The sequence below is a fragment of the Pseudomonas sp. NPDC087336 genome, assembly GCF_044744285.1.
GTDB lineage: Bacteria > Pseudomonadota > Gammaproteobacteria > Pseudomonadales > Pseudomonadaceae > Aquipseudomonas.
In genome coordinates this window covers 40,242-66,465 of the sequence record NZ_JBIUYA010000025.1, presented here as the reverse complement: position 1 = coordinate 66,465, position 26,224 = coordinate 40,242, and the positions used below count along the sequence as shown (strand labels likewise).

18 protein-coding genes are annotated in these 26,224 nt (G+C 60.9%); 13 read left to right on the top strand and 5 right to left on the bottom strand.

All coding sequences use genetic code 11. The annotated features are described in order from the left end of the window. The first annotated feature begins 11 nt into the window (after positions 1–11). Complete coding sequence (locus ACIO0C_RS22855; RefSeq protein ID WP_401315424.1) at positions 12–761, top strand: S-methyl-5'-thioinosine phosphorylase; 750 nt, start codon at positions 12–14, stop codon at positions 759–761. A 98-nt stretch (positions 762–859) separates the two neighbouring features. Here ACIO0C_RS22855 and ACIO0C_RS22850 read toward each other — a convergent pair whose 3' ends face one another. The 3 genes from ACIO0C_RS22850 to mfd are packed head-to-tail and all read right to left on the bottom strand — an operon-like array spanning position 860 to position 7,588. Then, positions 860–3,550: an SNF2-related protein gene (locus ACIO0C_RS22850; protein ID WP_401315423.1), complete on the bottom strand. Its 2,691-nt coding sequence runs from the start codon at positions 3,548–3,550 to the stop codon at positions 860–862. Between the two features lie 11 nt (positions 3,551–3,561). Continuing rightward, positions 3,562–4,128 (bottom strand): CsiV family protein, encoded by a 567-nt coding sequence (locus ACIO0C_RS22845; RefSeq protein WP_008064439.1) that lies wholly within the window; start codon positions 4,126–4,128, stop codon positions 3,562–3,564. Positions 4,129–4,138: 10 nt separating this feature from the next. Beyond that, positions 4,139–7,588, bottom strand: a complete 3,450-nt coding sequence (gene mfd, locus ACIO0C_RS22840; RefSeq protein WP_401315421.1) for a transcription-repair coupling factor — start codon at positions 7,586–7,588, stop codon at positions 4,139–4,141. A 362-nt stretch (positions 7,589–7,950) separates the two neighbouring features. Here mfd and ACIO0C_RS22835 point away from each other — a divergent pair, with 362 nt between their 5' ends. The 9 genes from ACIO0C_RS22835 (at position 7,951) to sthA (ending at position 21,468) form a co-directional block, all read left to right on the top strand. Beyond that, positions 7,951–9,414, top strand: a complete 1,464-nt coding sequence (locus ACIO0C_RS22835) for a glyceraldehyde-3-phosphate dehydrogenase (protein WP_274077075.1) — start codon at positions 7,951–7,953, stop codon at positions 9,412–9,414. A gap of 232 nt (positions 9,415–9,646) precedes the next feature. Further along, positions 9,647–10,132, top strand: coding sequence for a hypothetical protein (locus ACIO0C_RS22830; protein WP_050511576.1), 486 nt, complete (start codon positions 9,647–9,649; stop codon positions 10,130–10,132). A 128-nt stretch (positions 10,133–10,260) separates the two neighbouring features. Beyond that, positions 10,261–11,673, top strand: coding sequence for a PAAR domain-containing protein (locus ACIO0C_RS22825; RefSeq protein WP_401315418.1), 1,413 nt, complete (start codon positions 10,261–10,263; stop codon positions 11,671–11,673). Positions 11,674–12,725: 1,052 nt separating this feature from the next. Further along, the gene (locus ACIO0C_RS22820; protein ID WP_401315417.1) at positions 12,726–13,931 is read left to right on the top strand and encodes an HlyD family secretion protein; all 1,206 of its coding nucleotides are present in this window, start codon (positions 12,726–12,728) and stop codon (positions 13,929–13,931) included. Then, positions 13,928–15,172, top strand: coding sequence for a hypothetical protein (locus ACIO0C_RS22815; RefSeq protein ID WP_401315416.1), 1,245 nt, complete (start codon positions 13,928–13,930; stop codon positions 15,170–15,172). The genes ACIO0C_RS22820 and ACIO0C_RS22815 overlap by 4 nt, the downstream gene beginning before the upstream one ends. A 1-nt stretch (position 15,173) precedes the next feature. Then, the gene (locus ACIO0C_RS22810; protein ID WP_401315414.1) at positions 15,174–17,324 is read left to right on the top strand and encodes a glycosyltransferase family 2 protein; all 2,151 of its coding nucleotides are present in this window, start codon (positions 15,174–15,176) and stop codon (positions 17,322–17,324) included. Between the two features lie 9 nt (positions 17,325–17,333). Next, on the top strand, positions 17,334–18,773 hold the full coding sequence (locus tag ACIO0C_RS22805) for an efflux transporter outer membrane subunit (protein ID WP_401315412.1): 1,440 nt from the start codon (positions 17,334–17,336) through the stop codon (positions 18,771–18,773). A 67-nt stretch (positions 18,774–18,840) separates the two neighbouring features. After that, a complete protein-coding gene (locus tag ACIO0C_RS22800) occupies positions 18,841–19,866 on the top strand; it encodes an FAD:protein FMN transferase (protein ID WP_401315411.1) in 1,026 nt (341 codons plus the stop codon). A 207-nt stretch (positions 19,867–20,073) separates the two neighbouring features. Beyond that, complete coding sequence (gene sthA / locus ACIO0C_RS22795) at positions 20,074–21,468, top strand: Si-specific NAD(P)(+) transhydrogenase (protein WP_008064424.1); 1,395 nt, start codon at positions 20,074–20,076, stop codon at positions 21,466–21,468. Positions 21,469–21,510: 42 nt separating this feature from the next. Here sthA and ACIO0C_RS22790 read toward each other — a convergent pair whose 3' ends face one another. Together ACIO0C_RS22790 and ACIO0C_RS22785 are read right to left on the bottom strand one after the other, a co-directional pair. Next, complete coding sequence (locus tag ACIO0C_RS22790) at positions 21,511–22,233, bottom strand: glycerophosphodiester phosphodiesterase (RefSeq protein ID WP_401315409.1); 723 nt, start codon at positions 22,231–22,233, stop codon at positions 21,511–21,513. A 14-nt stretch (positions 22,234–22,247) separates the two neighbouring features. After that, the gene (locus ACIO0C_RS22785) at positions 22,248–22,829 is read right to left on the bottom strand and encodes a PilZ domain-containing protein (RefSeq protein WP_401315407.1); all 582 of its coding nucleotides are present in this window, start codon (positions 22,827–22,829) and stop codon (positions 22,248–22,250) included. A gap of 94 nt (positions 22,830–22,923) precedes the next feature. Here ACIO0C_RS22785 and ACIO0C_RS22780 point away from each other — a divergent pair, with 94 nt between their 5' ends. The 3 genes from ACIO0C_RS22780 to ACIO0C_RS22770 all read left to right on the top strand — a co-directional run bounded on the left by ACIO0C_RS22780 (position 22,924) and on the right by ACIO0C_RS22770 (position 26,176). Beyond that, positions 22,924–24,174: a lipoprotein-releasing ABC transporter permease subunit gene (locus ACIO0C_RS22780; protein WP_401315405.1), complete on the top strand. Its 1,251-nt coding sequence runs from the start codon at positions 22,924–22,926 to the stop codon at positions 24,172–24,174. Positions 24,175–24,181: 7 nt separating this feature from the next. Further along, complete coding sequence (gene lolD, locus ACIO0C_RS22775; protein ID WP_162831855.1) at positions 24,182–24,865, top strand: lipoprotein-releasing ABC transporter ATP-binding protein LolD; 684 nt, start codon at positions 24,182–24,184, stop codon at positions 24,863–24,865. A 66-nt stretch (positions 24,866–24,931) separates the two neighbouring features. Further along, on the top strand, positions 24,932–26,176 hold the full coding sequence (locus ACIO0C_RS22770; RefSeq protein ID WP_401315403.1) for a lipoprotein-releasing ABC transporter permease subunit: 1,245 nt from the start codon (positions 24,932–24,934) through the stop codon (positions 26,174–26,176). The last annotated feature ends 48 nt before the right edge of the window (positions 26,177–26,224 follow it).

Sequence of the window (26,224 nt, the reverse complement as noted above, 5' to 3'; positions counted from 1 at the left end):
GGAGAGGCGCCATGACGGCTTACGCGATTATCGGTGGTACCGGCCTGACTCGGCTGGCAGGCCTGGAGATTCGTCAGTCATTGGCGCTGGATACCCCCTACGGCGCGCCGTCTGCCGAGGTGCAGATCGGTGATTACGCCGGCCGGGAAGTGCTGTTTCTCGCCCGTCATGGTCACCCGCACCGTTTTGCGCCACACCGGGTGAATTATCGCGCCAACCTCTGGGCACTCAAGCAGGCCGGCGCCGAGGCAATTCTGGCGGTCAACGCGGTGGGCGCGATCAGCGGGGCGATGGGTACCGGTCATTTCTGCGTGCCGCATCAGTTGATCGACTACACCAGCGGTCGCGAGCACAGCTACTTTGCCGATGACCTGGAGCCGGTGACCCACATTGATTTCACCTACCCCTACAGCGAATCGCTGCGTCAGCGCTTGATCGCAGCGCTGGTGGCCGAAGGCGTGGGTTTCAGCGATCAGGGTGTGTATGCCTGCATGCAGGGGCCGCGGCTGGAAACCGCCGCCGAGATCCTGCGCCTGGAACGCGATGGCTGCGACATCGTCGGCATGACCGGGATGCCGGAAGCGGCCCTGGCCCGCGAGCTGCAGCTGGATTACGCCTGCCTGGCGCTGGTGGTGAACCCGGCGGCGGGCAAGTCGGCCTCGGTGATCAGCATGGCGGGGATCGAACAGGCGTTGCGCGAGGGGATGGGCAAGGTACGGTCGACGTTGGCGCGGGTGCTCAAAGGATCGATAAGCGACTGACTTGTAGGCGCTGGCTTGCCAGCGAAGGGGTCCTAAAGCCCAACACAAAATTCACGACCGCCTTCGCCGGCAAGCCGGCTCCTACAGTTCGAATCTTGCTACTTCTCCAATTTATCCGGCAACGGCGCAAACAACGCCTCGATATCATCGCTCTGCAACTTCCAGTCCCCGGCCTGCCGCCCATCCAGCACACCCGCCGCCAGGTCGGATTTTTCCTTTTGCAGGTGCTGGATTTTCTCTTCCACCGTGCCACGTGCGATCAGCTTGTAGACGAACACCGGCTTTTCCTGGCCGATGCGATAGGCGCGGTCGGTGGCCTGGTTTTCTGTTGCCGGGTTCCACCAGGGGTCGTAATGAATCACGGTATCGGCTTCGGTCAGGTTCAGGCCAACGCCGCCGGCCTTCAGGCTGATGAGAAAGATCTGGCGCTTGCCGCTCTGGAATTCCTTCACCGGTGTACGACGGTCGCGGGTCTGTCCGGTCAGTAGCGCGTAGGGCACGCCGCGCTTGTTCAGTTCTTCTTCGATCAATGCCAGCATTGAGGTGAACTGCGAGAACAATAGAATCTTGCGGCCTTCCTCGAACAGCTCATCGAGCATTTCCATCAGGCTGTCGAGCTTGCCCGAGGTGCTGCCCCGCGCCGGAAGGGTGGCTTCATTGACCAGGCGCAGATCGCAACACACCTGGCGCAGCTTGAGCAGCGCCTCGAGGATGATGATCTGGCTGCGTGCCACGCCCTTGCGGGTGATTTCGTCGCGGACTTTCTTGTCCATGGCCAGGCGCATGGTTTCGTACAGGTCGCGCTGGGTTTCGTTGAGTTCGACCCAGTGGATGATCTCGGTTTTGGGCGGCAACTCGGTTGCCACCTGTTCCTTGGTGCGACGCAGCAGGAAGGGTTTGATCCGGCTGTTGAGGTGTTGAAGCCTGACTTCGCTGGCGCGCTTTTCGATGGGCACCCGGTAATCACTGTTGAAGCTTTTGACGTCGCCGAGCCAGCCCGGCAGCAGGAAGTGAAACAGCGACCACAGTTCGCCCAGGTGGTTTTCCAGCGGCGTGCCGCTCAGGCACAGGCGCTGACGGGCATTGAGTTCGCGGGCTGCCTGGGCGGCCTTACTGTTGGGGTTCTTGATGTATTGCGCTTCGTCCAGCACCAGCACGTGTAATAGCTGCTTCGCCAGGCGTTCGACATCCTTGGGGAGCAACGCATAGGTGGTGAGGATCAGGTCGTAATCGGCCAGGTTGTCGAAATGCTTTTTGCGACTGGCGCCGTACAGCGTCAGCACCTTGAGTTGCGGGGTGAAGTGCGCCGCTTCGTCGAGCCAGTTGGGAATCAGGCTGGTGGGCATCACCACCATGCAGGGGCGATCGAGGCGACCGGCGTTTTTCTCGCTGAGGATGTGCGCCAGGGTCTGCAGGGTTTTGCCCAGGCCCATGTCGTCCGCGAGGATGCCGCCGACTTCCAGTTGGCGCAACGACTGCATCCAGCTCAGGCCTTCGAGCTGATAAGGGCGCAGTGTCGCGTTCAAGCCGTCCGGTACCGTGGCGGTGTAGTCTTTGATGTCGCGCAGGCGTTGGGCAAAGGTGCGGATCTGCTCGCCACCTTCCCAGAGCAGCGGCAGGTCTTCCAGCGAGTTGAGGCGCGTGGCGTCGGCCTTGCTCAGGCGCAGTGTGGTTTCGCCAGGTTCTTGAAGATAGAACTCGCCAAGCGTCGCCAGTACCGGTTTCAGGCGACCGAAGGGCAGGGCGACTTGCAAGGGACCGTGCTCGGCGTTCGGCCGGTTGGGAATGTTGACCAAAATCAGCTCGTCGTCACGCCGCCTGGCGAGGCGTTCCGGGTTGAGCAGTTCAGTGTGGGAGCGCATCAGGTTCAACAGGATCGGCAGCAGGCTCAGCCGCTCGCCATTGACGATGATCCCCAGCTCCAGGTCGAACCAGTCGCGCTCCGGTACCTGTTCGACCGTGGCGTACCAGTCGTCAACGGCGGTCAGGTCGAAGCCGAAGTCTTCGTTGATCTGCAGCTCCCAGCCCTGGGTGCGCAACTTCGGCAGTTCATTGAGGGTGAAGGTCAGCCAGGCGCTGTCATTGACCATCTCGAACAGTTCGCCTGCGCTTTCCGGCAAGGCCTTGCTTTGCCGGGTGGCGATCTTGAAGCCGAGGATTCGCAGCTGTTCCCGGTAGGACTGTTCGACGTCCGGGTGGCGTTTTATCCGTAGCGTCTGGGTCTCCTGGCGAATCAGGATGTCGGCGTTCTTCTGGCCCGAAACGTACTCATCCAGATAGCCGAAAGACAGCGCGGCGCGATGCTGGATGTAACGTTGCATCCGCCCGTTGCGCGGCTCGAAGGCGCTGAACTCGATGCTCGCCAGCCACAGGCGCGGTACCGGTTGCACGTTATCCACCATTACTTGCGGTGGCGCCTTGGGGCTGCGGTTTTCCAGCACCGCCTGGAGTTTTTCCAGGAGTTCGGCATCTTTGGCGGCGGCGGGGTAGTCGAGGGTTTCCTGGATTTGCAGGAGTACCGCCGCGCAATGTTTGCAGTTGCTGTGCACCGGGCAGGAGCAGATGGCATCGACCATCAGCAAGGTGCCTTTGGCCGACTCGCGCAGGCGTATGGTCTGACGGTAAACGTTACCGCCAGAGCCTTCGCACGCCGCGGTGATCGTCGCGTCGCCGACCTCGACTATCCTGACCCGGTTCTCCAGTGCATACCGGCGACCGCGCTCCAGGCTCTGTTCCTTGAATCGGCTGACCCAGGAAGGTGCCAGGGGTTTGCTCAGGGTCGCGGACATGGGGGGCTCGATCAGTCCGGGACGACTTCAGGGGCTTCCCGGGGAGCGGGCGCCGTCAGTGAGGTGATCTTGATCAGCAGGCCCAGGTGGCCGTTGTCGAGAAAGTTGAGCTGGCCGTTCTTGGTGTGGCTTTCCTGTTTCAGGCGCTCGCTGGCGGTGACCAGGCCTTCGTCGTTGAACTGGTTGACATAGAAATCGGCGTCTACATCGGTGAAGCGTCCGAGCGTCAGGTTCAGGGTGCCTTCAATCGGGTATTGGCCGAACTGTTCCTTGCCATCGCTGACCGCCACCTTGACCGGTGTCTCGCCGAGCGTCTGCTGCCACGCCTTGTGCAGCAGTACGCTGTACTCATTGCTGGCGGTGAGTTTCTCCACTTCGCTGTTGAGGCTCGGCGTGCGCAGGCTGTCGGGGCTTACGGTTTGCGCGCCTGCGGCCCAGTCTTCCGGCGCGGCACGGCTGACAATCGCCGGCACGGCATTCTGCCGCACCAGAATCATTTCAATCTGATACAGATCATCGGCAAATACCGAAGGGGCGACCAGGGTTATCAACAAGGTCAGTGAGCGAAACAGGCGCATGCGGCGTCCTTCAAGCAGTTTTCGGGATGAGGCGCTCAAACAGCGCCTCTACAGTATTAAAGCGCTCTTCCGAGCGCTCCATCGGGACCTGGAATTTAAACATCGTCGCCCCTTCGAACTTGTAGCGTTTGGGCTGGCTCTGGATCAGCTTGATCAGGGTTAGCGGGTCGACCGGGGTCTGTGTCGCAAACTCGATTCGACCACCCTGCGGGCCGCCGTCGACTTTCTTGATGCCCAGCAACTCGGCCTGCAATTTCAGCGAGGTGATGCGCATCAGGTTCTTGGTCGGCTCGGGCAACAGGCCGAAACGGTCGATCATCTCTACCTGCAGATCCTTGAGGCCGTCCTCGTCGGTAGCCGAGGCGATGCGCTTGTAGAGAATCAGGCGGGCATGGACGTCCGGCAGGTAGTCTTCGGGAATCAACGCCGGTACGCGCAGGTTGACTTCCGGACCGCCGCCCAGAGGTTGATCGAGGTTGGGTTGTTCGCCCTTGCGGATCGACTTCACCGCGCGCTCGAGCATTTCCATGTACAGCGTGAAGCCGACCGCCTGGATCTGCCCGCTCTGGCCGTCGCCGAGCAATTCGCCAGCGCCGCGGATTTCCAGATCGTTGGTGGCGAGCACGAAGCCGGCGCCGAGGTCCTGGGTGTTGGCGATCGCTTCCAGGCGCTTTTCAGCGTCTGCGGTAATCTGCTGGCGCGGCGGCGTCAGCAGGTACGCGTAGGCCTGGTGGTGACTGCGACCGACGCGACCACGCAGCTGATGCAATTGTGCCAGGCCGAACTTGTCGGCGCGTTCGATGATGATGGTGTTGGCGCTCGGCACGTCGATGCCGGTCTCGATGATGGTCGAGGCGATCAGCACGTTGAAGCGCTTGTGGTAGAAGTCGCTCATCACCTGTTCGAGCTCGCGCTCACGCATCTGCCCGTGGCCAATGCCGATCCGTGCTTCCGGCACCAGTTCGGCGAGGTCGGCGGCGCATTTCTCGATGGTCTTGACGTCGTTGTGCAGGTAATAGACCTGGCCACCGCGCAACAGCTCACGCAGCAGGGCTTCCTTGACCGTGCTCTTGTTCTGCTCCATGACGAAGGTGCGCACCGACAGGCGACGGGCCGGCGGCGTGGCGATGATCGACAGGTCGCGCATGCCCGACACGGCCATGTTCAGCGTGCGCGGAATCGGCGTGGCGGTCAGGGTGAGGATGTCGACTTCACTGCGCAGGGCCTTGAGCTGTTCTTTCTGACGGACACCGAAGCGGTGTTCTTCGTCGATGATCACCAGACCCAGGTTCTTGATTTTCACGTCGTCGGACAGCAACTTGTGCGTACCGATGACGATGTCGATCTTGCCTTCGGCGAGGTCCGCGACCGCGGCATTCACTTCCTTGGCCGACTTGAAGCGGCTCATCACTTCCACGCTCACCGGCCAGTCGGCGAAGCGGTCGCGGAAGCTGTTGTAGTGCTGCTGGGCCAGCAGGGTAGTCGGTACCAGGATCGCCACCTGGCGACCGCCGTGCACCGCAATGAACGCCGCACGCATGGCCACTTCGGTCTTGCCGAAGCCGACGTCGCCGCACACCAGGCGATCCATCGGTTTGGGCGCGAGCATGTCTTCGCGTACCGCTTCGATGGTGGTTTGCTGGTCGGGCGTTTCTTCGAACGGGAACCCGGCGCTGAAGGTGGCGTAATCGGCTTTCGGGTCGGCGAAGGCATAACCTTCACGAGCGGCGCGGCGCGCATAGATGTCGAGCAATTCGGCCGCGACGTCGCGCACCTGTTCGGCGGCCTTGCGCTTGGCCTTTTGCCAGGTCTCGGAGCCCAGGCGATGCAGCGGGGCGAGGGCGTCGTCGCTGCCGGTGTAGCGGGCGATCAGGTGTAGGTTGGCCACCGGCACGTACAGCTTGGCGCCCTCGGCGTATTCCAGGGCGAGGAATTCGGCGGTCTGGCTGTCGATTTCCAGCGTCGCAAGGCCGAGGTAGCGACCGACACCGTGATCGATGTGCACCACCGGCGCACCTTCGCGCAGCTCGGTGAGGTTCTTGATGACCGCGTCGTTGTTGGCGTCGGCGCGTTTTTCGCGGCGCCGGCGCTGCATCACGCGCTGGCCGAACAACGGGCTTTCGGCAATCAGCGCCAGGGCCGGATCGTCCAGCAGCAGGCCTTCGTCCAGCGGCGCAATGGTGATCGCCAGGCGCTCCTTGCCGGCAACAAAGTCCGGCCAGCTGTCGACGGTCTTCGGTCGCAGCTTCAAGCGTTCCAGCAGTTCCAGCAGTACTTCGCGACGGCCCGCGGATTCGGCGGTGAACAGCACGCGCCCAGGGAACTCGTCGAGGAAACCCGAGAGCGCCGCCAACGGCTGGTTGGCCTTGGCTTCGATGGCCAGGTTCGGCAGTTCGCGCGCGGGGAAGCGCTCACGGCCGGCACCTGTATCCACGTCCTGTTGGCTCGCCACCACCCGCGGCCAGTTTTTCAGGCGCGCGAAGCAGTCTTCCACCGGCAGGAACAACTCAGCCGGCGGTAATAAAGGACGGGATGGATCGATACGCCGCTCTTCATAACGATTGCGCACGTCGTTCCAGAAGTTTTCCGCGGCCTGTTCGATGCCGGGCAAGGAGAACACCTGGGTGTCCTGGGGCAGGTAATCGAACAGTGTCGAGGTTTCTTCGAAGAACAGTGGCAGGTAGTACTCGATACCCGCGGGGGTAATCCCGCTGTTCAAGTCCTGGAAGATCGGGCAGCGACGGAAGTCGACATCGAAGCGTTCGCGAAAGCGTGCCTTGAAGCGAGTGACGGCTTCTTTCTCCAGCGGGAATTCCTTGGCCGGCAGCAGCTTGACCGAATCGACCTTGTCGATGGAGCGCTGGTTTTCCGGGTCGAAGGTGCGCAGGGTTTCGATTTCGTCGTCGAACAGGTCGATCCGGTAAGGCAGCTTGCTGCCCATCGGGAACAGGTCGATCAAGGAGCCGCGCACGGTGAATTCACCGTGTTCGTACACGGTATCGACGTAGCGATAGCCAGTGGCTTCGAGGCGGGTGCGCATTTGCTCGACGTCGAGCTTTTGGCCGACATCCAGCACCAGGCTGCTGCCGAGCAGGAATTTGGTCGGCGCCAGGCGGTGCAGCGCGGTGGTGATCGGCACCACCAGCACGCCATGACTCAGCTCCGGCAATCTATACAGAGCCGAGATGCGCTGGGAAATGATGTCCTGGTGCGGCGAGAACAGGTCGTAGGGCAGGGTTTCCCAGTCGGGGAAATGCAGCACGGGCAAATCCGGGGCGAAGAAACTCAGCTCCTGTTCCAGTCGTTCGGCACTTTGGCTGTCGGCTGTGAGCAGCAGGGTGAAGCGCTTGGCAGCGCTGGCGGCCTCGGCGATGGCCAGGCTCAGGGCGGCACCGGGCAGATTGCCCCAGTGCTGTTTACCTGCCGCGGCAGGGAGAAGCGGTAGACGCAGAACGGGCACGGAAGGTTGAGCTCCAAGCGTTGCGACAAAGTCGGTAATTGTAGCGGTCTCGGGTGCCGGCTGTCAGTCGCAGATGTGTCTATTACGCGGGTAAGGCGAAATGTAGTGGTAAAGACAAAATTGCGCTGTTTTTTGCCGGAAATTAGCGATTATGTAGTGGCAAAACCAATCAGTGTTACGGATGGTTACGGACAAGGTTGCGCTGTCCCCAAAAAATTGACGACGCTGGAGGCCCCGGTTTCATTGGGCTTCAGCGGGGCGCGATTTTTTTGATGGGGAATTTGTTACTGACAGTGCGACAAGCGCGCATTGCTACACGCGGCGCGCGGCGGCATAATGTAGCCCCTTTTTTCAGCCCCTACATGTGGAAGGTTCCCGTGACTCAGAAGCCCGACCAGTGTCTTGGTGAATGGATCGACCGTGAAGCACTCGCAGAAGCGATGATTCCGCTTATCGGTCAGCTCTACCGCAATAACAATGTGGTGAGCTCGATCTATGGCCGCAGCCTGATCAATCGTTCAGTCATTGCGATTCTCAAAGCTCACCGCTTTGCTCGTCACCGTCAAACCGACGATACCGAGCTGTCCGTCCACGAAACATTCCCGCTGCTCAAGGCGATGAGCGAGCTCAAGCTCGGCGCCGCTTCGGTAGACCTGGGCAAGCTGGCAGCCAAATTCAAGGCTGAAGGCAATGGCCGTACTGCCGAGCAGTTCGTGCGTGAAGAGCTGGCCGACGTGGTTGGCCAGCAGAACGCTTCCGCCCGCAAAGGCACCGACGTTGTCCTGTACGGCTTCGGTCGTATCGGCCGTCTGCTGGCGCGCATCCTGATCGAGAAAACCGGTGGCGGCGACGGCCTGCGCCTGCGCGCCATCGTCGTCCGCAAGGGCGCCGAGAACGACCTGGTCAAGCGTGCCAGCCTGCTGCGTCGCGACTCGGTCCATGGTCCGTTCGATGGCACCATCACCATTGATGAAGCCAACAACACCATCACCGCCAACGGCAACCTGATCCAGGTTATCTACGCCAAGAGCCCGGCCGAAGTCGACTACACCCAGTACGGCATCGAGAACGCGCTGATCGTCGACAACACCGGCGTATGGCGTGACGCCGATGGCCTGGGCCAGCACCTGGCCTGCCCGGGCGCTGCCCGCGTGATCCTCACCGCACCTGGCAAGGGCGCGCTGAAGAACATCGTGCACGGCATCAACCATGGCGACATCAGCCCTGACGACAAGATCATCTCCGCGGCTTCCTGCACCACCAACGCCATCGTGCCGGTGCTGAAAGCTGTGAATGACAAGTTCGGCATCGTCAACGGCCACGTCGAAACCGTTCACTCGTTCACCAACGACCAGAACCTGATCGACAACTTCCACAAGGGCAGCCGTCGTGGCCGCGCCGCGCCGCTGAACATGGTGATCACCGAGACCGGTGCCGCCACAGCCGCCGCCAAGGCGCTGCCAGTGCTCAAGGGCAAGCTGACCGGCAACGCGATTCGCGTTCCTACGCCGAACGTGTCGATGGCCATCCTGAACCTGAACCTGGAAAAGGCCACCACCCGCGAAGAGATTAACGAGTACCTGCGCCAGATGGCCATGCACTCGGACCTGCACAAGCAGATCGACTACGTCAATTCGCAGGAAGTGGTTTCCACCGACTTCGTTGGCTCGCGCCACGCAGGCGTTGTGGACGCTGAAGCGACCATCACCCAGGATAACCGCGTTGTACTGTACGTTTGGTACGACAACGAATTCGGTTACAGCTGCCAGGTGGTTCGCGTAATGGAAGACATGGCCGGTGTAAACCCGCCAGCATTCCCGCGCTAAGCTCCTTTAGCTGCACGTGAAAACGCCCCGACCTTGGTCGGGGCGTTTTTGTTTGTGCGTGAAGACTTTTTCTTACGGAATAAATGCTCTTTAGAAAGACTCTTGTAGGAAAAGGATTGTTTCTTTCGGCGAAACTTCTGAATCGTCTTTTTGACCCTGCGGTGAGGCTCGCAACGCTGTTAGCGTCCGCTGCATTATTTCTGAACACCCTTCCAATGATAAGGAGTTTGAAATGAATGCACCCTTGCAGCCTTCGTATACCAACGACGTTTCCCCAGAGTACCTCCGCAGCCTGGACACCCCGCACTTCACTGAGCAGCAAATTGAGCAATTCCATGAGCAAGCCCAAGTGGCTGTTCGTCATCAGCAGACGTACATCGACACTCATCCCGCCATCGCCATCTTCCGGTGCGCCGCCGAGGGCAGCCAGACTCGTAAAGGTGGGGTGATTCAGCAAGGGACAGGGCCGCTGGCCTTCAAGTTGGAAAGTGGGTTGTCGGTGCGCGTAGCGCTCAAAGGCGACTACGTCAGGTATGCCGATGGCAGTACGGCGCAGATCATCACAGGTGCCGGGCAAGCCAACAATGATGTGGCGCTGGTCGGCAGCGTGCTCAGCAATGGCGACGAGATCATCAATACGCCACAGGGCGGCTACGTATTTATTGCGCGCGAAGGTGTCTCGATGGTCGAAGATTTTCTGCCAGCTATCGCGCACTGAACAATCAAGTCTGGCGCTGCCCACGGCCGTCTCAGTGCGGCGTTGCTTGAATGCTGACGCAGCTGACGGTCGCAACCCCTCGTCGTAAACCTTCTGGACTCTACCGGGAGTCATGGAGAAGAAGTTCAATGAGAGAAGGACATTTCATCGGTTTGAATGACCGAACCACCTGTGGCGGTACAGTTCTTGATGGTGACACCCGGATCATGATGTATGGCGTTGCCCATGCCTGTGATGGTGATCGAGTCACCTGTGGAAAGGACAGAAAGACCTATCGGATCGTCGGTGGCATCTCGTACATGATCAGTCATGGAAGGCCCATGGCTGGCACCCTGGATAGCTACAGTAACTGCCCTTGTAGAGCCGGTCTGATCCCCTCGGTGCTCACGGCAACTTACACGAAAGCGGATGCTGCACCGCCGGTGTCCAGAAAATCGGCTGAGCCGACCGCCCCCGTCGCTAGCACCCAGCCGGCAGTGCCACGCCAATCCGGATTCGCCCCTTCAAGTCATCCGGCTCCAGCAGCATTCAACAAAGCAGACCTACCGGAACCCGGCTTCTACGTTGTCCCCAACAGCATGACCCGCGAACAACTGGAGGCCACGCTTTTCCCCTCGCGCCAACACGCAACCCTGAGCAAGTTCCAGGCGCTGAATCCAGGTCGAAGCGATCTCAAAGCCGGTTCGATGATCGTGCTGAGCGATCCGAACAATAGTTCCTGCACCTATCAGGAAGCCCAATTGATGCAGGCCGCTCAACAGGTCAAGGCAGCCCTCGATCCCCTGACGCCAGCAGAAGCGGAGTTCATGTTTCGCCATGGCGCCGAAATCGCCAGTTATACCGGCTATACATCGATCGTTCTCGGCGTCAGCGCGGCGGTAATGGAAAAGCACCTGACTCGATTGCGCGACACTCTTCTGGATATAGAACGGCTGCATCAGGAAACCTATCGCCAGCATGGCAACCTGAGATCGGATCCGTTTGTTGCCGAGCGTCAGCGCCTGCTCGCGCAGCTGGATGCCCACCTGCTGACTTCAACTCGCCTGCGGGGCCAGACGACCTTGGGCGATCATCCCAAACTGAAGACGGCCCTTGGCATTTCCAGTCGTAGCCTGGTGCATCACTGGAATAAGGCTGGGGCGCCGGGGCCGATACCGGGTTATGCCACTCATGTGAATGCGATCAGTCGGGCTGTCAAGTACATGAGCACCGGTGGTTACATTGGCATTGGTATTGGCGGGATTTCTTCGCTGCTGGCTATTCAGGAGGTTTGTGTTGGGGATTCTGGTACGGCTTGCGAGAAGGTTAAGTTTACTGAAGGGGGGAAGTTCGCGGGTTCGACAGGTTTAGGGTATTTGGGAGGTGAGTTGGGATATATGGCCAGCCCCTATGTGTGTGCAGCGCTGAGTGCTACTACAGGTATAGGTGGTGTTGTTTGTGTCGCCGCCATAGTTGGGGTTGGCGCATTGGGGGGGACGATTGCTGGCGGTAAGGGAGGGGAATACGTAGGCGAGAAGTTTTTTGAATCTATACAGCCATGACCAGTATTGATACCTGGTCTCCCTGGGTTGCAATCGTTGTTGTTGGTGGCCCAATCCTACTGAGTTACGTGAGCTTCTTTTACAGTCTGTACTTGAGTCGCTGTCACTTGGAGCGCCTTGTTGAGGCCTTGAGCGGTAGTCGCGATATCGTTATTAGCGCTGCAGGATTGATGCAAGGCGGATGGCTGAGTCGGATGATGTTAGTTGCAAAGATCACCTTTGTGGTGATGTGGCCCGGGCCGAGACTTCGTGCAGGGGATCTTGATCCTGATGATTTCCGTAACTTCCCTTTGAGCTTGAAGCGACTGCTAAAAGCGAAGGCCATTCTGATGTGCGTCATTGTGGTTTGGGGAGCGATTGCGTTCGCACTAGTGGAGCTTAGGTAATTTAATGCTTGGCCATCCCATGCTGGAATCGGCCCAGGTAAATTTCAGTAAAAATCTGGCGTGTCCCAGGGGAGATCTGTTCGCCAAGCCAATAAGCGCAGAAATGTGAACGGCACCATAAGGTGCCGTTTTCATTTGTACTTGATTCCCTTAAACGCACCAACGCCTGAATACAGGTTGTTCTACAAGCCGATCACGGGTGACTTATATCGTTTTAATCTCTCCACTAAAAATTTAAGAATTATCTAGAAATCGATACAAAGTTCATTTCGCAATAAAAAATAAAAATCACTAGTAAAAATAACAGCTTGGCAATCAACTCAGCTGAAACGGCTTATGTGGATCCAATCATCAAGCCGCTACATATTTGACGCCATTTAATTGCTCCATTCATTTACTTGACACCCCAAAGCGCTGAATCTAGTGTCGCCAATGACACCGCCCGCTCTGCCTCGGGCAATACGAAGGACATGCTTTACAGCAACTCTCCAAAAAGACGGGAATCCCATTCCTGCTCACATCACAATAAAAATCACATAAACCAGCGTCGGCTTAATTGCCGTGCACAGATCAATTACGTTTTGCTCACCCTGCCAAAAGTGTTTTCGCAGTCACGGCCTGCTATTGCGTGGCTGATATGCGGTTGGTCTATCGGGAGAGTCGAACATGGCGGAAGAACGATCGAAGTTGTTGTCGCTGTTACCGCGCCTGGTGGGGTTGGGTGTGCTGGGGTTTGTTGTCTGGCTGTTGCTGTCGACCTTGCTCATGCCACTGGTGTCGGCCTCTGCCACCCGGGCGATTCTGAATGCGCCGGTGATTCTGTTGACCACGCCGATCGATGGCGTGGTGAGTTCCCTGGCGGTCAAGCCCGGTGTGACGTTCAGCCAGGGGCAGAAGATTGCCGTGGTGGAAAACCCGCGGGCGAACCAGGAAACCTTGCTGACCCTGCAAACCCGGCGCCTGACGTTGGAGCAGCAGCTGTCGTCTTCGGCCAGCCAGGCCGAGCACGATCAGCGTTATTACGAGGAGCTGGAGAAAACCAGCCAGCAGTACCAGGCCGCCTTTCATACTCGCCAGCTCTACACGCAAAAAGCCCTGAAAGCCGAGAACAGTGCCGCCAGCGCGCGGTTGATCGATGCCCAGGAAACGGTCGAGCGCAATCTCGAGTTGTTCGTCCAGGGGGCGGTCAGTGGTGCGGTGGTGGCTTCGTCGAAAGCGCAGTTGGCTTCGTTGCAAGGTGCGGCGGAGTCGGTGCGTTCGCAATTGCGGATCACCGATGGTGATGTCAGTGCAGCGAACAAGCGGGTTTACCTCGATCCCGATCAATTGCGCATGTTCGATCTCAACGCACAGATGACCACCCTTAAACTCAGCCTGGAGAATCAGGCGCGCAACCGGGCGACCTATCAGCAAGAACTCGACAACCTCAATCAACTGATCGATACCGAACAGAACCGGATCAAGTTGATGGCCGGCTACGACGTCGTGGCGTTTTCGCCCGGCACCGTCCAGGAGTTGCTGGCGCCCCAGGGCACGCTGGTGCAGGCCGGTTCGACCTTGCTGCGGGCCACCGATTGCGCGCAGAGCTATGTGATCGCCGTATTCCCCGAACGCATGGCCAGCAAGATCGACCGCGACAGCGTGCTGACCGTGAAAATCCGCGGCCTCGACCAGCCGCTCAAGGCCAGCGTGGTGCAGTTGTTGTCCAGCGCTTCGGACATGCGCGCCAATACCTACAGCGTGCCGTTTCCCTATGCCGAGCAAAATTCCGTGTACGTGGTCGGCACCTTTGCCGCGGACCTCACGGACAACCAGCGCGCCATGACCTGCAACCCGGGGTTGTGGGCCAGTGCCGAGGTGTCGCGGCCATGAGCACTTTATTGCGAGCGATGGTGGGGCTGATGTTGATGACCGGCGTGGCAAGCGGATGGGCCGCGCAAGCCCGGCCACAACTGGCAGCCATGACCTGCGCCGCCCTGGATCAGGCCGTGACATCCCAGCCGGCGGGCCCGGTGCTGGTGGCCAGTTACCCGCCGCTGGATGGCCAGCCTGCGCCGATCCTGGCGTTGCGCGGGGTGGCGTTCACCTACGACAACGCACTGGCCAGCATTGCCTTGTTTGCCTGCGGCAAGGCCGAGTCGGCGCGGCGGATTGCCGATGCATTGGCGTTTGCCACTCTGCACGATCCGGAGTACCAGGATGGACGCCTGCGCAACGCCTACGCCGCCGGCCCGGTGGCGGCGCCGTCGATGAAGTTGCCGGGTTATTGGAGTGTCGAGCGCAATGCCTGGAACCAGGACGCCTATCAGGTCAGCAGCGCCACCGGTAATCAGGCTTGGGCGGCACTGGCCCTGTTGGAGGCCTATCGACAGAGCGGCGAGGCTGCTTACCTTGAGGCTGCGCGCAAAGCCCTGCACTGGTCGCAGCACAACACCTACGACGGACAAGCACCCGCCGGGTTCAGTGGTGGCTACTACGGGTACTTTTCCAAACAGGTCCAGCAGAGCTGGAAATCCACTGAGCATAACGTCGACCTCGCGGCGGCGTGGTCGGCACTCGACGCAGTGGCGCCAAATCAGGATGCCGCGAAACAGGCGCGGATTGCCCGACAGTTTGTTTCCAGCCAATGGGACGCCGGGGAAGGGCGCTTCCTGATCGGTACCGGCGCGGATGGCCAGACCTCGGACCGCGTGCGTTCGGGGCTGGATGCGCAGATCTGGCCCTTGATCGCCCTGCATGAGCCACCCAAGGACTGGCGGCGGGTCTTCGCCTTCATCGACCGCGCTCACCGTGCCGGCGAAGGCTACGGTTTCAACCGCGACCCCGATGGCCTGTGGACCGAGGGCACCGCCCAGGCCGCTGCGGTGGCGCGCTTGAGTGGCCTGAGTGACAAGGCGCAACCGCTGTGGAGTGTGCTGCTGGCCCAGCAGGCCGGCAACGGTTGGCTGTTCGCCACGCCGGCCGCGCGCATCAGTACCGGGCTGGCCATAGGCCCGGACTCGGTCAGCAACGATTTTTTCTACTACCACCTGCCTCACCTGGGCGCCACGGCATGGGCGGCGATTGCCGCCACCGGCGTCAACCCCTTTACCGGTTCGCAAGAGGCTGACTGACATGCAGGCACTGGACTCGCTGCAACTGCTGCAAATCAATTTCTGGACACTGGCAGCGGTGATTCTGTTCACCTGCCTGACCCACCGCGATCAATGGGCCGCACGGGTCGGTTTCGGTGCCATCACCGCCTTCCTGCTGATCAACTATGCGGCCTGGCGGATTCGCGACACCTTGCCCGACGGCCATTCCGGATTTGCCACGGTCTGGGCCTACAGCTTCCTGTTCTTCGAGATGCTGGCGATTGGTTACACGCTGTTTTCCATTGTCGTGATGCTCTGTCGCACCGATCACCACAAAGCGGCCGATGCCGGTGAGCGACGGCTGCGCCAGCAAGGCAACGCGGTGCCGGCGGTGGATATCTTCATCGCGACCTACAACGAGGGGCTGGAGATCCTCGAAAAAACCATTATTGCCGCCCAGGCGATCGACTATCCGAACTTCACCATCTGGGTGCTCGACGACACCCGCCGCGACTGGTTGCGCGACTACTGCGCCGAAATGGGCGTGCAGTATGCGCGGCGCCCCGATAACTCCCACGCCAAGGCCGGCAACCTCAACAACGGCCTGCGTCAGTCGGCGGCCCTGAGCAACGCGCCGTACATTCTGGTGCTCGATGCCGACTTTGCGCCGCAGCAGCCGATCCTCCTGCGCACCCTGGGGCTGTTCGACGACCCCAGGGTCGGCCTGGTGCAGACGCCGCAGTTCTACTACAACCCCGATCCGATCCAGCACAACCTCGGCACGTCGGCCTGCTGGGTGGATGAGCAACGGGTGTTCTTCGATGTGTTCCAGCCGGCGAAGGATGGCTGGGATGCGGCGTTTTGTGTCGGCACGTCCTTCGTGGTGCGGCGCGATCTGATTACCGAAGTCGGCGGTTTTCCTACAGGCTCGGTGTGCGAAGACATCTACACCACTTACCGTTTGTTGCAAAAAGGCTATGTCACCCGCTGGTTGAATGAGCGTCTGTCCATTGGTTTGTCTGCCGAAGGCTTGACCGAGTACATCAATCAGCGTGGGCGCTGGTGCCTGGGCACGATCCAGGTGGCGTTGCTCAAGGAGGGGCCGTTGCGCGGCAGCGGCTACACGCTCAATGACCGGTTGCACTATATCCACGGGCTGATGCACTGGTTTTCCAAGCCCTTCATTTTGATGATGCTGGTGTCGCCAGTGCTGTACTGGTACTTCGGCATCGCCGGGTTCTACGCCAATCCGGTGGATTTCCTGGCGTTCGGCATGCCGGCGCTGATTGCGTTCTGGGGCTACGGGACCTGGGTGACGGACCGGCGAACCTTGCCGATTTTCACCGAGGTCACGCAGATCGTGGCCTCGCTGGCGGTCACGGCCACGATCGCCAGCGCCATGATCCGCCCGTTCGGAAGGCCGTTCAAAGTCACCGCCAAGGGCCTCGACCGGACGAAAACCATGGTGCACTGGAAGCTGTTCGGGTTCTTCCTGGCCCTGACCCTGCTTTCGCAGTTTGGCGCCTACATCGCCATCAGCACCGCGGCCTCGTTCGACGGCAACATGCTGTTCAATCTCTGCTGGACGGTGGTCGCGCTGATCTACAACCTGGCGACCCTGGTGGCTTGTGTCGACCGCCCACGCTTGCACGGCGAAGAGCGCTTTCCATTCGACAAGCCCACCGGGTTTCGTTTTGGCGGCAAGGTCCTGGCGGGGCGCCTGGTGGATATTTCCCTCAGCGGCGCGTCGCTCAATTGCGTCTTCGCTTCCTCGATCAAGCCGGGCCTGTGCGGCCAGATCTGGATCGACAAGCTCGGTTGGCTCGATGTCGAAGTCATGCGCAATCACGGTGAGGACCAGTTGGGCCTGCGCTTCGCCGACCTTGATGAAGGGGTGCGTCGGCGCCTGATCGCGCGGTTGTTCAGCGACGCGACCATCAACGTCGTCAGCAAGGCCGAACCGGCACAGGCTTTCGGCACCTTGCTGCAGCGCTCGTTGCTGGGCGAAAAACGTCTGGCGCCGCGGCCAGCCAAACCGGTCAAGACGCCGGCCTACGTCTCGCCACCGCGGTGGCGGCCGATCAGTGTTCGTTCGCGTAAACAGGCTGTGCCGTACATCAGTGCCGAGCGGTCGGGCCTGTGGTCGTTGCTTCTTTCCCCCTTGCGAGCTTTGCTCGGCCAACGTTTTTAGGTGCGCGCCATGAACCGTTGCTTGCCCACTTCATGTTTCATGACCTTGTTTTTGCTCGGCGGTTGTTCGCTGGAACCGACCTACGAGAAGCCCGAGGCGCCGATCGACCAGCAATGGCCGGCGAACACCGCCGGTGAATGTTGCAACGGCAAACAGGCCTTCGATAAGGATTGGCGCGGTTTTGTGGTCGACGAGCGACTGCGTCAGTTGATCGACATGGCCCTGGCCAACAATCGCAGCCTGCGACAGTTCGCCGCCAGCGTCGAAGAGGCGCGGGCCGGGTATGACAGTGCGCGTTCAGGGCTTTTTCCTACGATCGGCATCGACACTTACGCCGGTCGCAGCAAGTTGCCGCCGTTGGTGCGCACACCGGGAGGCGGCGATACGGCTGGCAGCATCGCCAACACCTATCAGGCAACGGCTGGCTTTACCTCTTACGAGCTGGACCTGTTCGGTCGCATCCGCAGTCAGCGCAATGCCGCCGGGGCGCGATTCGAAGCGTCCGAGGCCGACTACCAGACGGCGCGGCTGGCGCTGATCGGCGAAGTCGCCAGCACCTGGTTGAGCCTCAAGGCCAACCAGCATTTGCTTGACCTGGCGCAGAGTACCTGGCAATCCCAAGACCGTTACGGGCAGTTGTTGCGCAAGAGTTATAACCTCGGTTCCAGTGCCCGGATCGATGTCCACCAGGCGGATGCACAAACCAACACGGCGGCGGTGCAGGTCAATACCTATCGCATGCAGGTGGCGCAGGACATGAATGCGTTGCGGGTGCTGGTGGGGCAACCGGTGCCGGTGGGGTTGCTGCCGACCGGCCCGCTGGGTGAGCAGTTGGCGACGCTGGACGTGCCGGCGGGGTTGCCTTCTGCGCTGGTTGAGCGGCGCCCCGACATCATGTCGGCCGAGGCGCAGCTGCGTGCAGCCAACGCCGATATCGGCGCGGCCCGCACGGCGTACTTCCCGACCTTTTCCCTGACGTCGGCACTGGGCAGCCTGACCGGGGAATTTTCCCAGTTGCTTTCCGGCCCGGCGGAATTCTGGGCGGTGGCGCTGGCCGGCTCGCTGCCTTTGATTGACGGTGGCGCGCGGCGTGCGCAGGTCGACGCCAGTCATGCCCGCTTCGCCGGCCAGGCGGCGGCCTATGAAGCCACGGTGCAGAATGCTTTTCGCGAAGCGGCCGATGCCCTGAATGCCCGGCAGGAAATGCTGACCCAGGTCGAGTACCAGAAAAAGCTGGTAGGGGATTATCAGGAAGCCTACCGCCAGTCGCGCCTGCGTTTCGAGTCGGGGCTGGACAGCTATTTTTCCACCATGGATGCGCAGCGGTCATTGTTTGATGCGCAGCAGAAATGGGCGCAGCTGGAGTTGGCGCGGGAGATCAACCAGGTGACGTTGTACAAGGCACTGGGGGGAGGGTGGAGCCAGTCGTTGAAGATGGCGGATCGTTGAGGCTCGCTCCCACATTTCTATCGCATAATGATTGGCCTTGGCGCTGTGCCAGGGGTCATTCAGAAGGATGCGGGATGTGTTGACCTGGTGGCGTTATGGTCTTGTGATGCTGATCGGCACCTTGTCCGCCTGCGGCAATGGCGCCTCCATGGAAAGCTTCGGCGGCCCGACCATGGGCAGCACCTATTCGATAAAGTACGTGCGTCGCGCCGGTCTTCCCGCCCCGGCAGACGTCCAGGTCGAGGTCGAGAAGATCCTGGCGGAGGTCGACCGACAACTCTCGACCTATCGCAGCGATTCGGACATCGAGCAATTCAATGCGTTACCGGCCAACCACTGCCGGGTAATGCCCGCGTCGGTCCTGCAATTGGTTCGCGTGGGTGAGCAGCTGTCAGTGCAAAGCGCAGGCGCCTTCGATTTGACGGTCGAACCGCTGCTCAATCTCTGGGGTTTCGGTCCACAGGCCCGTGAAGAAAAAATCCCCACGGCCCCAGCGCTGGCCGAGGCGCGCCAACGTGTCGGTCACGACCATCTGCGCATTGACGGCAATAAGCTGTGCAAGGACGCCGCCGTCGAAGTCGACTTCAACAGCATCGCCGCCGGTTATGCGGTGGACACGATTGCCGCCAGGCTCGAGGCCATGGGCATCCACGATTACCTCGCTGAAGCCACCGGTGAACTCAAGGCCGCCGGCCGGAAACCGGATGGCACGGCGTGGCGCATCGCTGTGGAAGAACCCCGGGACGATCAGCAGGTGGCCGAGCGCATCCTCGCCGTCGACGGCTATGGCGTGTCGACGTCGGGCGACTACCGTCACTATTTCGTGCAGGGTCGCCAGCGTTTTTCCCACACCCTCGATGCCCGCACCGGTGTACCGGTGTCACACAACCTGGCGTCCGTCACGGTGATTCATCCTTCAGCGTTGATGGCCGATGGCTTATCGACGCTGTTGCTGATTCTCGGCCCGGAGCAGGGTTGGGACTACGCGGAAAAACACGACATCGGCGCATTTTTTGTGATGCGTGCCGATACAGGTTTCGTCACACGCAGCAGTCACGCATTTGAGCGTCTGAGTGGCAATAAAGCCGAGTGAATGCGGCGATCCGGGCATTGAAACCTGGTGTTGTAGTGCAGGCAAAACTAGCCTACGACGCGACCAAGGGTTAATGTGCGCGGCGTTGACGCTTCTATAGACTGTGTCCGGGTTCTGCATGGGCCCCAAATTGTTCCTTCATGCCACAGATTGGCGTGATTTAGCCGCAGGTGCCGCTGGCGCCGCGGCCTGTTCTGAGGAGTACGCATGGCTGTCTACAACTACGACGTGGTGGTGTTGGGTTCCGGCCCGGCAGGGGAAGGCGCGGCAATGAACGCCGCCAAGGCAGGGCGCAAGGTGGCGATGGTCGATAGCCGTCGCCAGGTCGGCGGCAACTGCACTCACTTGGGCACCATCCCGTCCAAGGCACTGCGTCACTCGGTCCGGCAGATCATGCAGTTCAACACCAACCCGATGTTCCGGGCCATTGGTGAACCGCGCTGGTTCTCGTTCCCGGACGTGTTGAAAAGCGCTGAAAAAGTGATCTCCAAGCAAGTCGCCTCGCGCACCGGTTACTACGCCCGTAACCGCGTCGATGTGTTCTTCGGCACCGGCAGCTTCGCCGACGAACAAACCATCGAAGTGGTCTGCGCCAACGGCGTGGTGGAAAAACTGGTGGCCAAGCACATCATCATTGCCACCGGTTCGCGCCCTTATCGCCCGGCGGACATCGATTTCCATCACCCGCGTATCTACGATAGCGACACCATCCTGAGCCTCGGCCACACCCCGCGCAAACTCATCGTCTACGGCGCCGGCGTGATCGGTTGCGAATACGCCTCGATCTTCAGTGGCCTGGGGGTACTGGTTGAGCTGGTGGACAACCGCGGTCAGTTGCTGAGCTTCCTCGACTCGGAAATTTCCCAGGCCCTGAGCTACCACTTCAGCAACAACAACATCACGGTTCGCCACAACGAAGAGTATGACCGCGTCGAAGGCGTGGACAACGGCGTAATCCTGCACCTCAAGTCCGGCAAGAAGATCAAGGCCGACGCCTTGCTGTGGTGCAACGGCCGGACCGGCAACACCGATCAGCTGGGCCTGGAAAACATCGGCGTGAAGGTCAACAGCCGTGGCCAGATCGAAGTCGACGAGGCGTACCGCACCGCCATCCAGAACATCTATGGCGCGGGCGATGTGATCGGCTGGCCGAGCCTGGCCAGTGCCGCCCACGACCAGGGCCGTTCGGCCGCTGGCAGCATTGTCGACAACGGCAGCTGGCGCTTCGTCAATGACGTGCCGACCGGGATCTACACCATTCCGGAGATCAGTTCGATCGGCAAGAACGAGCAGGAACTGACCCAGGCCAAGGTGCCGTACGAAGTCGGCAAGGCGTTCTTCAAGAGCATGGCCCGTGCGCAGATCGCCGGTGAGCCGCAAGGCATGCTCAAGATCCTGTTCCACCGTGAAACCCTGGAAGTGCTGGGCGTTCACTGCTTCGGTTACCAGGCCTCGGAGATCGTGCACATCGGCCAGGCGATCATGAACCAGCCGGGCGAGTTGAACACCTTGAAGTATTTCGTCAACACCACGTTCAACTACCCGACCATGGCCGAAGCCTATCGGGTCGCGGCGTACGACGGCCTCAACCGGCTTTTTTGAGCGGCTCCGGCCGGTGGCCTGAGCCGGCCGGGGAGACCGATTTCAGCAATTCTCGAGCGTGGCAGTGGCCAAACCGGGAAAGTCTGTAATCAGGCTGTCAACGCCGAAATCAGCGAGCCTGCGCATCAGTGCGGGTTCGTTGACTGTCCACACCGACACATGCAGCCCCTGGCGCTGCGCCTTCTGCAGGCGTTCCGGCGTGCACAGGGTCCAGTTCAGTGCCAGGATCTCGCAGCCGTAGCCTTGCGCGACCTTCAACGGGTCGAGCCAGGCGTATTCGGCCACCAGCCCGCGTGACACGTCCGGCACCAGGTCCAGCGCCGCCCTCAGTACTTCCCGCGAACTCGAAGTGATGGTGATCCTGTCCAGCAGGCCATGACGCTGGGCCAGCTCGCGAATCGCCAGCACTGTCGTGGCGGCGCGGGTGCGTGAAGCGCTCTTGACTTCCAGCTGCCAGTGCTCGAAATCGCATTTCTCGAACAGCTCTTCCAGGGTCGGAACCGGGCACGGCGTGATCCAGCCGGGTCCACCTTTGCGCGCGTCGTAGGTCACCAGTTCCGCAGCGGTGTGCTCCACAACCTTGCCACGGCGGTCGGTGGTGCGCTTGAGCGTCGGATCGTGGATGACCATCAGCTCGCCGTCCATGGACAGGTGCAGGTCCAGTTCACAACGGCGCACGCCGTGCTTGAGACATTGCTGGAAACTGGTCAGGGTGTTTTCCGGTGCTTCGCCCTTGGCGCCGCGGTGGCCATAGATGAGGGTCACGATCGTTCCTTAATTTAAATGCCTGATTCGTTCAGTTCGCGGGCCAGGCGTCGTTCCTGGGCCTGCCTTTGCAAAATGTAGCGCGCCAGGAGTTGCCGCTGGGCGTCGGTCAGGTGTTCGAACTCGGTGCCCACGTCGTAACCCTCGCCCTTGCGGTCGCAATGGGTGACGCGTGCGCGCAGCAACAGGCCCAGGGCCTGGGGCATCAGCACCAGCTTGATCGACAGGCGCGCGTCGGTGGCGATGGGTGACGGGTGCTGGAAGTCGATGCCGCCTTCGGAAATGATGACAGGCTGTGGTTCGCCGATCTGCCCGAGTACGGTGATGGCGATCACCTGGCTGAGCAGGTCTATGCGCTTGTTCTGGGATTTGAGGAACGCCGCGAGGTTGCGGTCGCGCTCGCTGATCTGGCGCAGCAGGTGCTGGGACTCGAACTCGCTCAGGTGCAGTTCGCTGAGCAGATTGAACAGTGGGGAAGCATCTTGCAACACTTCCTGCCCGGCGGCTTCGAGGGCCGACAGGGGCCGAATTTCCAGTGCGATCATGTCCTCGATACGGTAGTATTCGCGGCGATCTTCTTCATCTAATGTCGACATGGCGAACCCATGGTAGCGGCGGTGGTCTGAGTGTAAAGCTGGTTATCGACCCCCGCCACAAGGACGTTCCTTTTCCCTCCGAACTAGCCCCGACATGTTCAGACCTCTCTTCGTATTTATCGGCACGCGTTATACCCGTGCAAAGCGTCGCAATCATTTTGTGTCATTCATTTCCCTGACCTCGATGATCGGACTCGCCCTTGGCGTGGTCGTGATGATCGTGGTGCTGTCGGTCATGAACGGCTTCGATCATGAGATGCGCACCCGCGTGCTGGGCATGGTGCCCCACGCGACCATCGAATCCGGCGAGCCGATCAGCGATTGGCAAGGCCTGGCCGCCAAGGTCAAGCAGAACCCGCAGGTGTCGGCCGTAGCGCCGTTCACGCAAATGCAGGGGTTGCTGACCAACAACGGCAAGGTCAACAAGATCCTGCTCAACGCCATCGACCCGGCGCAGGAACGCCAGGTGTCGATCATCGACAACTTCATGCAGCAGGGAAAACTCGACGACCTGGCGCCGGGCGAGTTCGGCATCGTCATCGGCGACAAGGCGGCGGCCAAGCTCGGTGCGGCCGTGGGCGACAAGCTGACATTCGTGGCGCCGGAGGTCACCGTGACCCCTGCCGGGATGTTCCCGCGCATGAAGCGCTTCACCGTGGTCGGCATCTTCCATGTCGGCGCCGGTGAGCTCGATGGTTACCTGGGCATCACCAATCTGCAGGACCTGGCGCGCCTGCATCGCTGGAAACCGGATCAGGTCCAGGGCCTGCGGCTGAAGTTCGACGACCTGTTCCAGGCGCCGCGCACGGCGTGGAGCATCGCCCGCGAGCTGGGCGAAGACCGTTACTACGCCCGCGACTGGACCCGCACCCACGGCAACCTCTACCAGGCGATCCGCATGGAGAAAGCCATGATCGGCCTGTTGTTGCTGCTGATCGTCGCGGTCGCCGCGTTCAACATCATTTCCACGCTGGTGATGGTGGTGAACGATAAGAAGGGCGATATCGCGATCCTGCGTACCCTCGGCGCCACGCCGGGCACGATCATGCGCACCTTCATGGTCCAGGGCACGGTGATCGGCGTGGTCGGCACGGCCATCGGCGCGGTGGTCGGGATTTTCGCCGCGCTCAACGTCAGCGCCGCGATCTCGGCGCTTGAAGGCCTGATCGGCCACAAGTTCCTCAACGCCGACGTGTACTTCATCGATTACCTGCCGTCGCAGGTGCAGAGCCAGGACGTGGTCATGGTCTGCTGTGCGGCGCTGGTCCTGAGTTTCCTCGCCACCCTGTATCCCGCCTGGCGTGCCGCGCGCACCCAGCCGGCGCAGGCGCTACGTTATGAGTGAGTCACGCATGAGTGATAAAGCAATCTTGAGCTGCCGCAGCCTGGGCAAATCCTACGAGGAAGGCCCGGAGTCGGTGGAAGTGTTGGCGGGCCTGCAACTGGAGTTGCACCCGGGCGAACGTGTGGCGATCGTCGGCAAGTCGGGCTCGGGCAAAAGTACCTTGCTCAACCTGCTGGGCGGCCTCGATACGCCGACCAAGGGCAGCGTCTGGCTCGACGGTGAAGAACTGTCGGCGCTGAGCGAAAAGAAGCGCGGCCTGCTGCGTAACCGCGCCCTGGGCTTCGTCTACCAGTTCCACCACCTGCTGCCGGAATTCACCGCCCTGGAAAACGTCTGCATGCCGCTGCTGATCGGCAAGACCGCGATCCCCGAGGCGCGCAAGCGTGCCACGGCGTTGCTGGAGCGGGTCGGGTTGGGCCATCGCCTGGAGCACAAGCCGGCCGAGCTGTCCGGTGGCGAACGCCAGCGTGTGGCCATCGCCCGCGCCCTGGTGAACAATCCCGGCCTGGTGATGCTCGACGAGCCGACCGGCAACCTCGACTCCCACACTGCCCAGGGTATCCAGGACTTGATGCTGGAACTCAGCACTTCGATGCGCACGGCGTTCCTGGTGGTGACCCACGACATGAACCTGGCCCGCCAGATGGACCGCGTCCTGCACTTGCAGGAAGGTTGCCTGACGCCTATCTGACGGGTTGAAACCCGACGGCGCTGAAAAGTCCGTCGGGTCTTTTATTTTTATACGGTGCCCCAGCCAATGTTCAGACCGTTATCGATCTTTATCGGCACGCGCTATACCCGCGCCAAGCGCCGCAATCGCTTCGTTTCCTTCATCTCGATGACCTCGATGATCGGCCTCGCCCTGGGCGTGCTGGCGATGATCGTGGTGCTGTCGGTGATGAACGGCTTCCAGCGCGAAATGAGCTCACGCATCCTCGGCATGGTGCCGCATGCGACCATCGTCGGGGTCAATCCGATCGATGATTGGCAGCCCGTTGCGGCGGCCGCGATGAAAAACCCGCAAGTCACGGCCGCCGTGCCGTTCACCGAGATGGAAGGCATGCTGTCCTACAAGGGCACGATGCAGCCGATCCAGGTCAGTGGCGTCGACCCGGCGCTGGAAGGCCAGGTGTCGATCGTGGCCAAGCACATCGTCCAGGGGCGGCTGGATGCCCTGAAGCCGGGTGAGTTCGGTGTGGTGATCGGCGAGATCACGGCACGGCGCTTTCGCTTGAACGTGGGCGACAAGATCACCCTGATCGTGCCGGAAGTCAGCAATGCGCCGGGTGGCATTACCCCACGCATGCAACGGTTGAACGTGGTCGGGGTGTTCAAGGTCGGTGCCGAGCTGGACGGTTCGATGGCGCTGATCCACGTCGCCGATGCCGCGCAAATGCAGCGCTGGGAACCCAATCAGGTGCAGAGCGTGCGCCTGGCGGTGAAGGACCTGTATGCGGCGCCGCAAGTGTCGGGCGAGGTCGCAAGCTCGCTGGGCGCAGCCTACAAGGCTGACGACTGGACCCACACCCAGGGCAGCCTGTTCAGCGCCATGAAGATGGAAAAAACCATGATTGGCCTGTTGCTGCTGATGATTGTCGCGGTGGCGGCGTTCAACATCATCGCGACCTTGATCATGGTGGTGAACGACAAGGGCGCGGACATCGCGATCCTGCGCACCATCGGCGCCACGCCACGGCAGATCATGGCGATCTTCATCGTGCAGGGCACGGTGATCGGGTTTGTCGGCACCTTGATCGGTGGTGTGCTGGGCGTGATTGCGGCGTTGAACGTCAGCGCAATGGTCGGTTGGGTGGAGCGGGTCAGCGGGCAGCACATCTTCAGTTCCGATGTGTATTTCGTCAGCAACCTGCCATCGGAGTTGCAGGGCGCGGACGTGGCGCTGATCTGCACGGCGGGGTTTGTCATGAGCTTCCTGGCCACGGTTTACCCGGCGTGGCGGGCGGCGAAGGTCGAACCGGCTACCGCGTTGCGTTATTCGTAACCCATTAAACCGCTTGATCCTTGTAGGAGCTGGCTTGCCAGCGAAGGC

Bases quoted from the DNA above. Each gene is read 5' to 3' on its own strand.
- ACIO0C_RS22855 (WP_401315424.1), top strand. From the start codon at position 12: ATGACGGCTTACGCGATTATCGGTGGTACCGGCCTGACTCGGCTGGCA.
- ACIO0C_RS22850 (WP_401315423.1), bottom strand. From the start codon at position 3,550: ATGTCCGCGACCCTGAGCAAACCCCTGGCACCTTCCTGGGTCAGCCGA.
- ACIO0C_RS22845 (WP_008064439.1), bottom strand. From the start codon at position 4,128: ATGCGCCTGTTTCGCTCACTGACCTTGTTGATAACCCTGGTCGCCCCT.
- ACIO0C_RS22835 (WP_274077075.1), top strand. From the start codon at position 7,951: ATGTGGAAGGTTCCCGTGACTCAGAAGCCCGACCAGTGTCTTGGTGAA.
- ACIO0C_RS22830 (WP_050511576.1), top strand. From the start codon at position 9,647: ATGAATGCACCCTTGCAGCCTTCGTATACCAACGACGTTTCCCCAGAG.
- ACIO0C_RS22825 (WP_401315418.1), top strand. From the start codon at position 10,261: ATGAGAGAAGGACATTTCATCGGTTTGAATGACCGAACCACCTGTGGC.
- ACIO0C_RS22820 (WP_401315417.1), top strand. From the start codon at position 12,726: ATGGCGGAAGAACGATCGAAGTTGTTGTCGCTGTTACCGCGCCTGGTG.
- ACIO0C_RS22815 (WP_401315416.1), top strand. From the start codon at position 13,928: ATGAGCACTTTATTGCGAGCGATGGTGGGGCTGATGTTGATGACCGGC.
- ACIO0C_RS22810 (WP_401315414.1), top strand. From the start codon at position 15,174: ATGCAGGCACTGGACTCGCTGCAACTGCTGCAAATCAATTTCTGGACA.
- ACIO0C_RS22805 (WP_401315412.1), top strand. From the start codon at position 17,334: ATGAACCGTTGCTTGCCCACTTCATGTTTCATGACCTTGTTTTTGCTC.
- ACIO0C_RS22800 (WP_401315411.1), top strand. From the start codon at position 18,841: ATGCGGGATGTGTTGACCTGGTGGCGTTATGGTCTTGTGATGCTGATC.
- sthA (WP_008064424.1), top strand. From the start codon at position 20,074: ATGGCTGTCTACAACTACGACGTGGTGGTGTTGGGTTCCGGCCCGGCA.
- ACIO0C_RS22785 (WP_401315407.1), bottom strand. From the start codon at position 22,829: ATGTCGACATTAGATGAAGAAGATCGCCGCGAATACTACCGTATCGAG.
- ACIO0C_RS22780 (WP_401315405.1), top strand. From the start codon at position 22,924: ATGTTCAGACCTCTCTTCGTATTTATCGGCACGCGTTATACCCGTGCA.
- lolD (WP_162831855.1), top strand. From the start codon at position 24,182: ATGAGTGATAAAGCAATCTTGAGCTGCCGCAGCCTGGGCAAATCCTAC.
- ACIO0C_RS22770 (WP_401315403.1), top strand. From the start codon at position 24,932: ATGTTCAGACCGTTATCGATCTTTATCGGCACGCGCTATACCCGCGCC.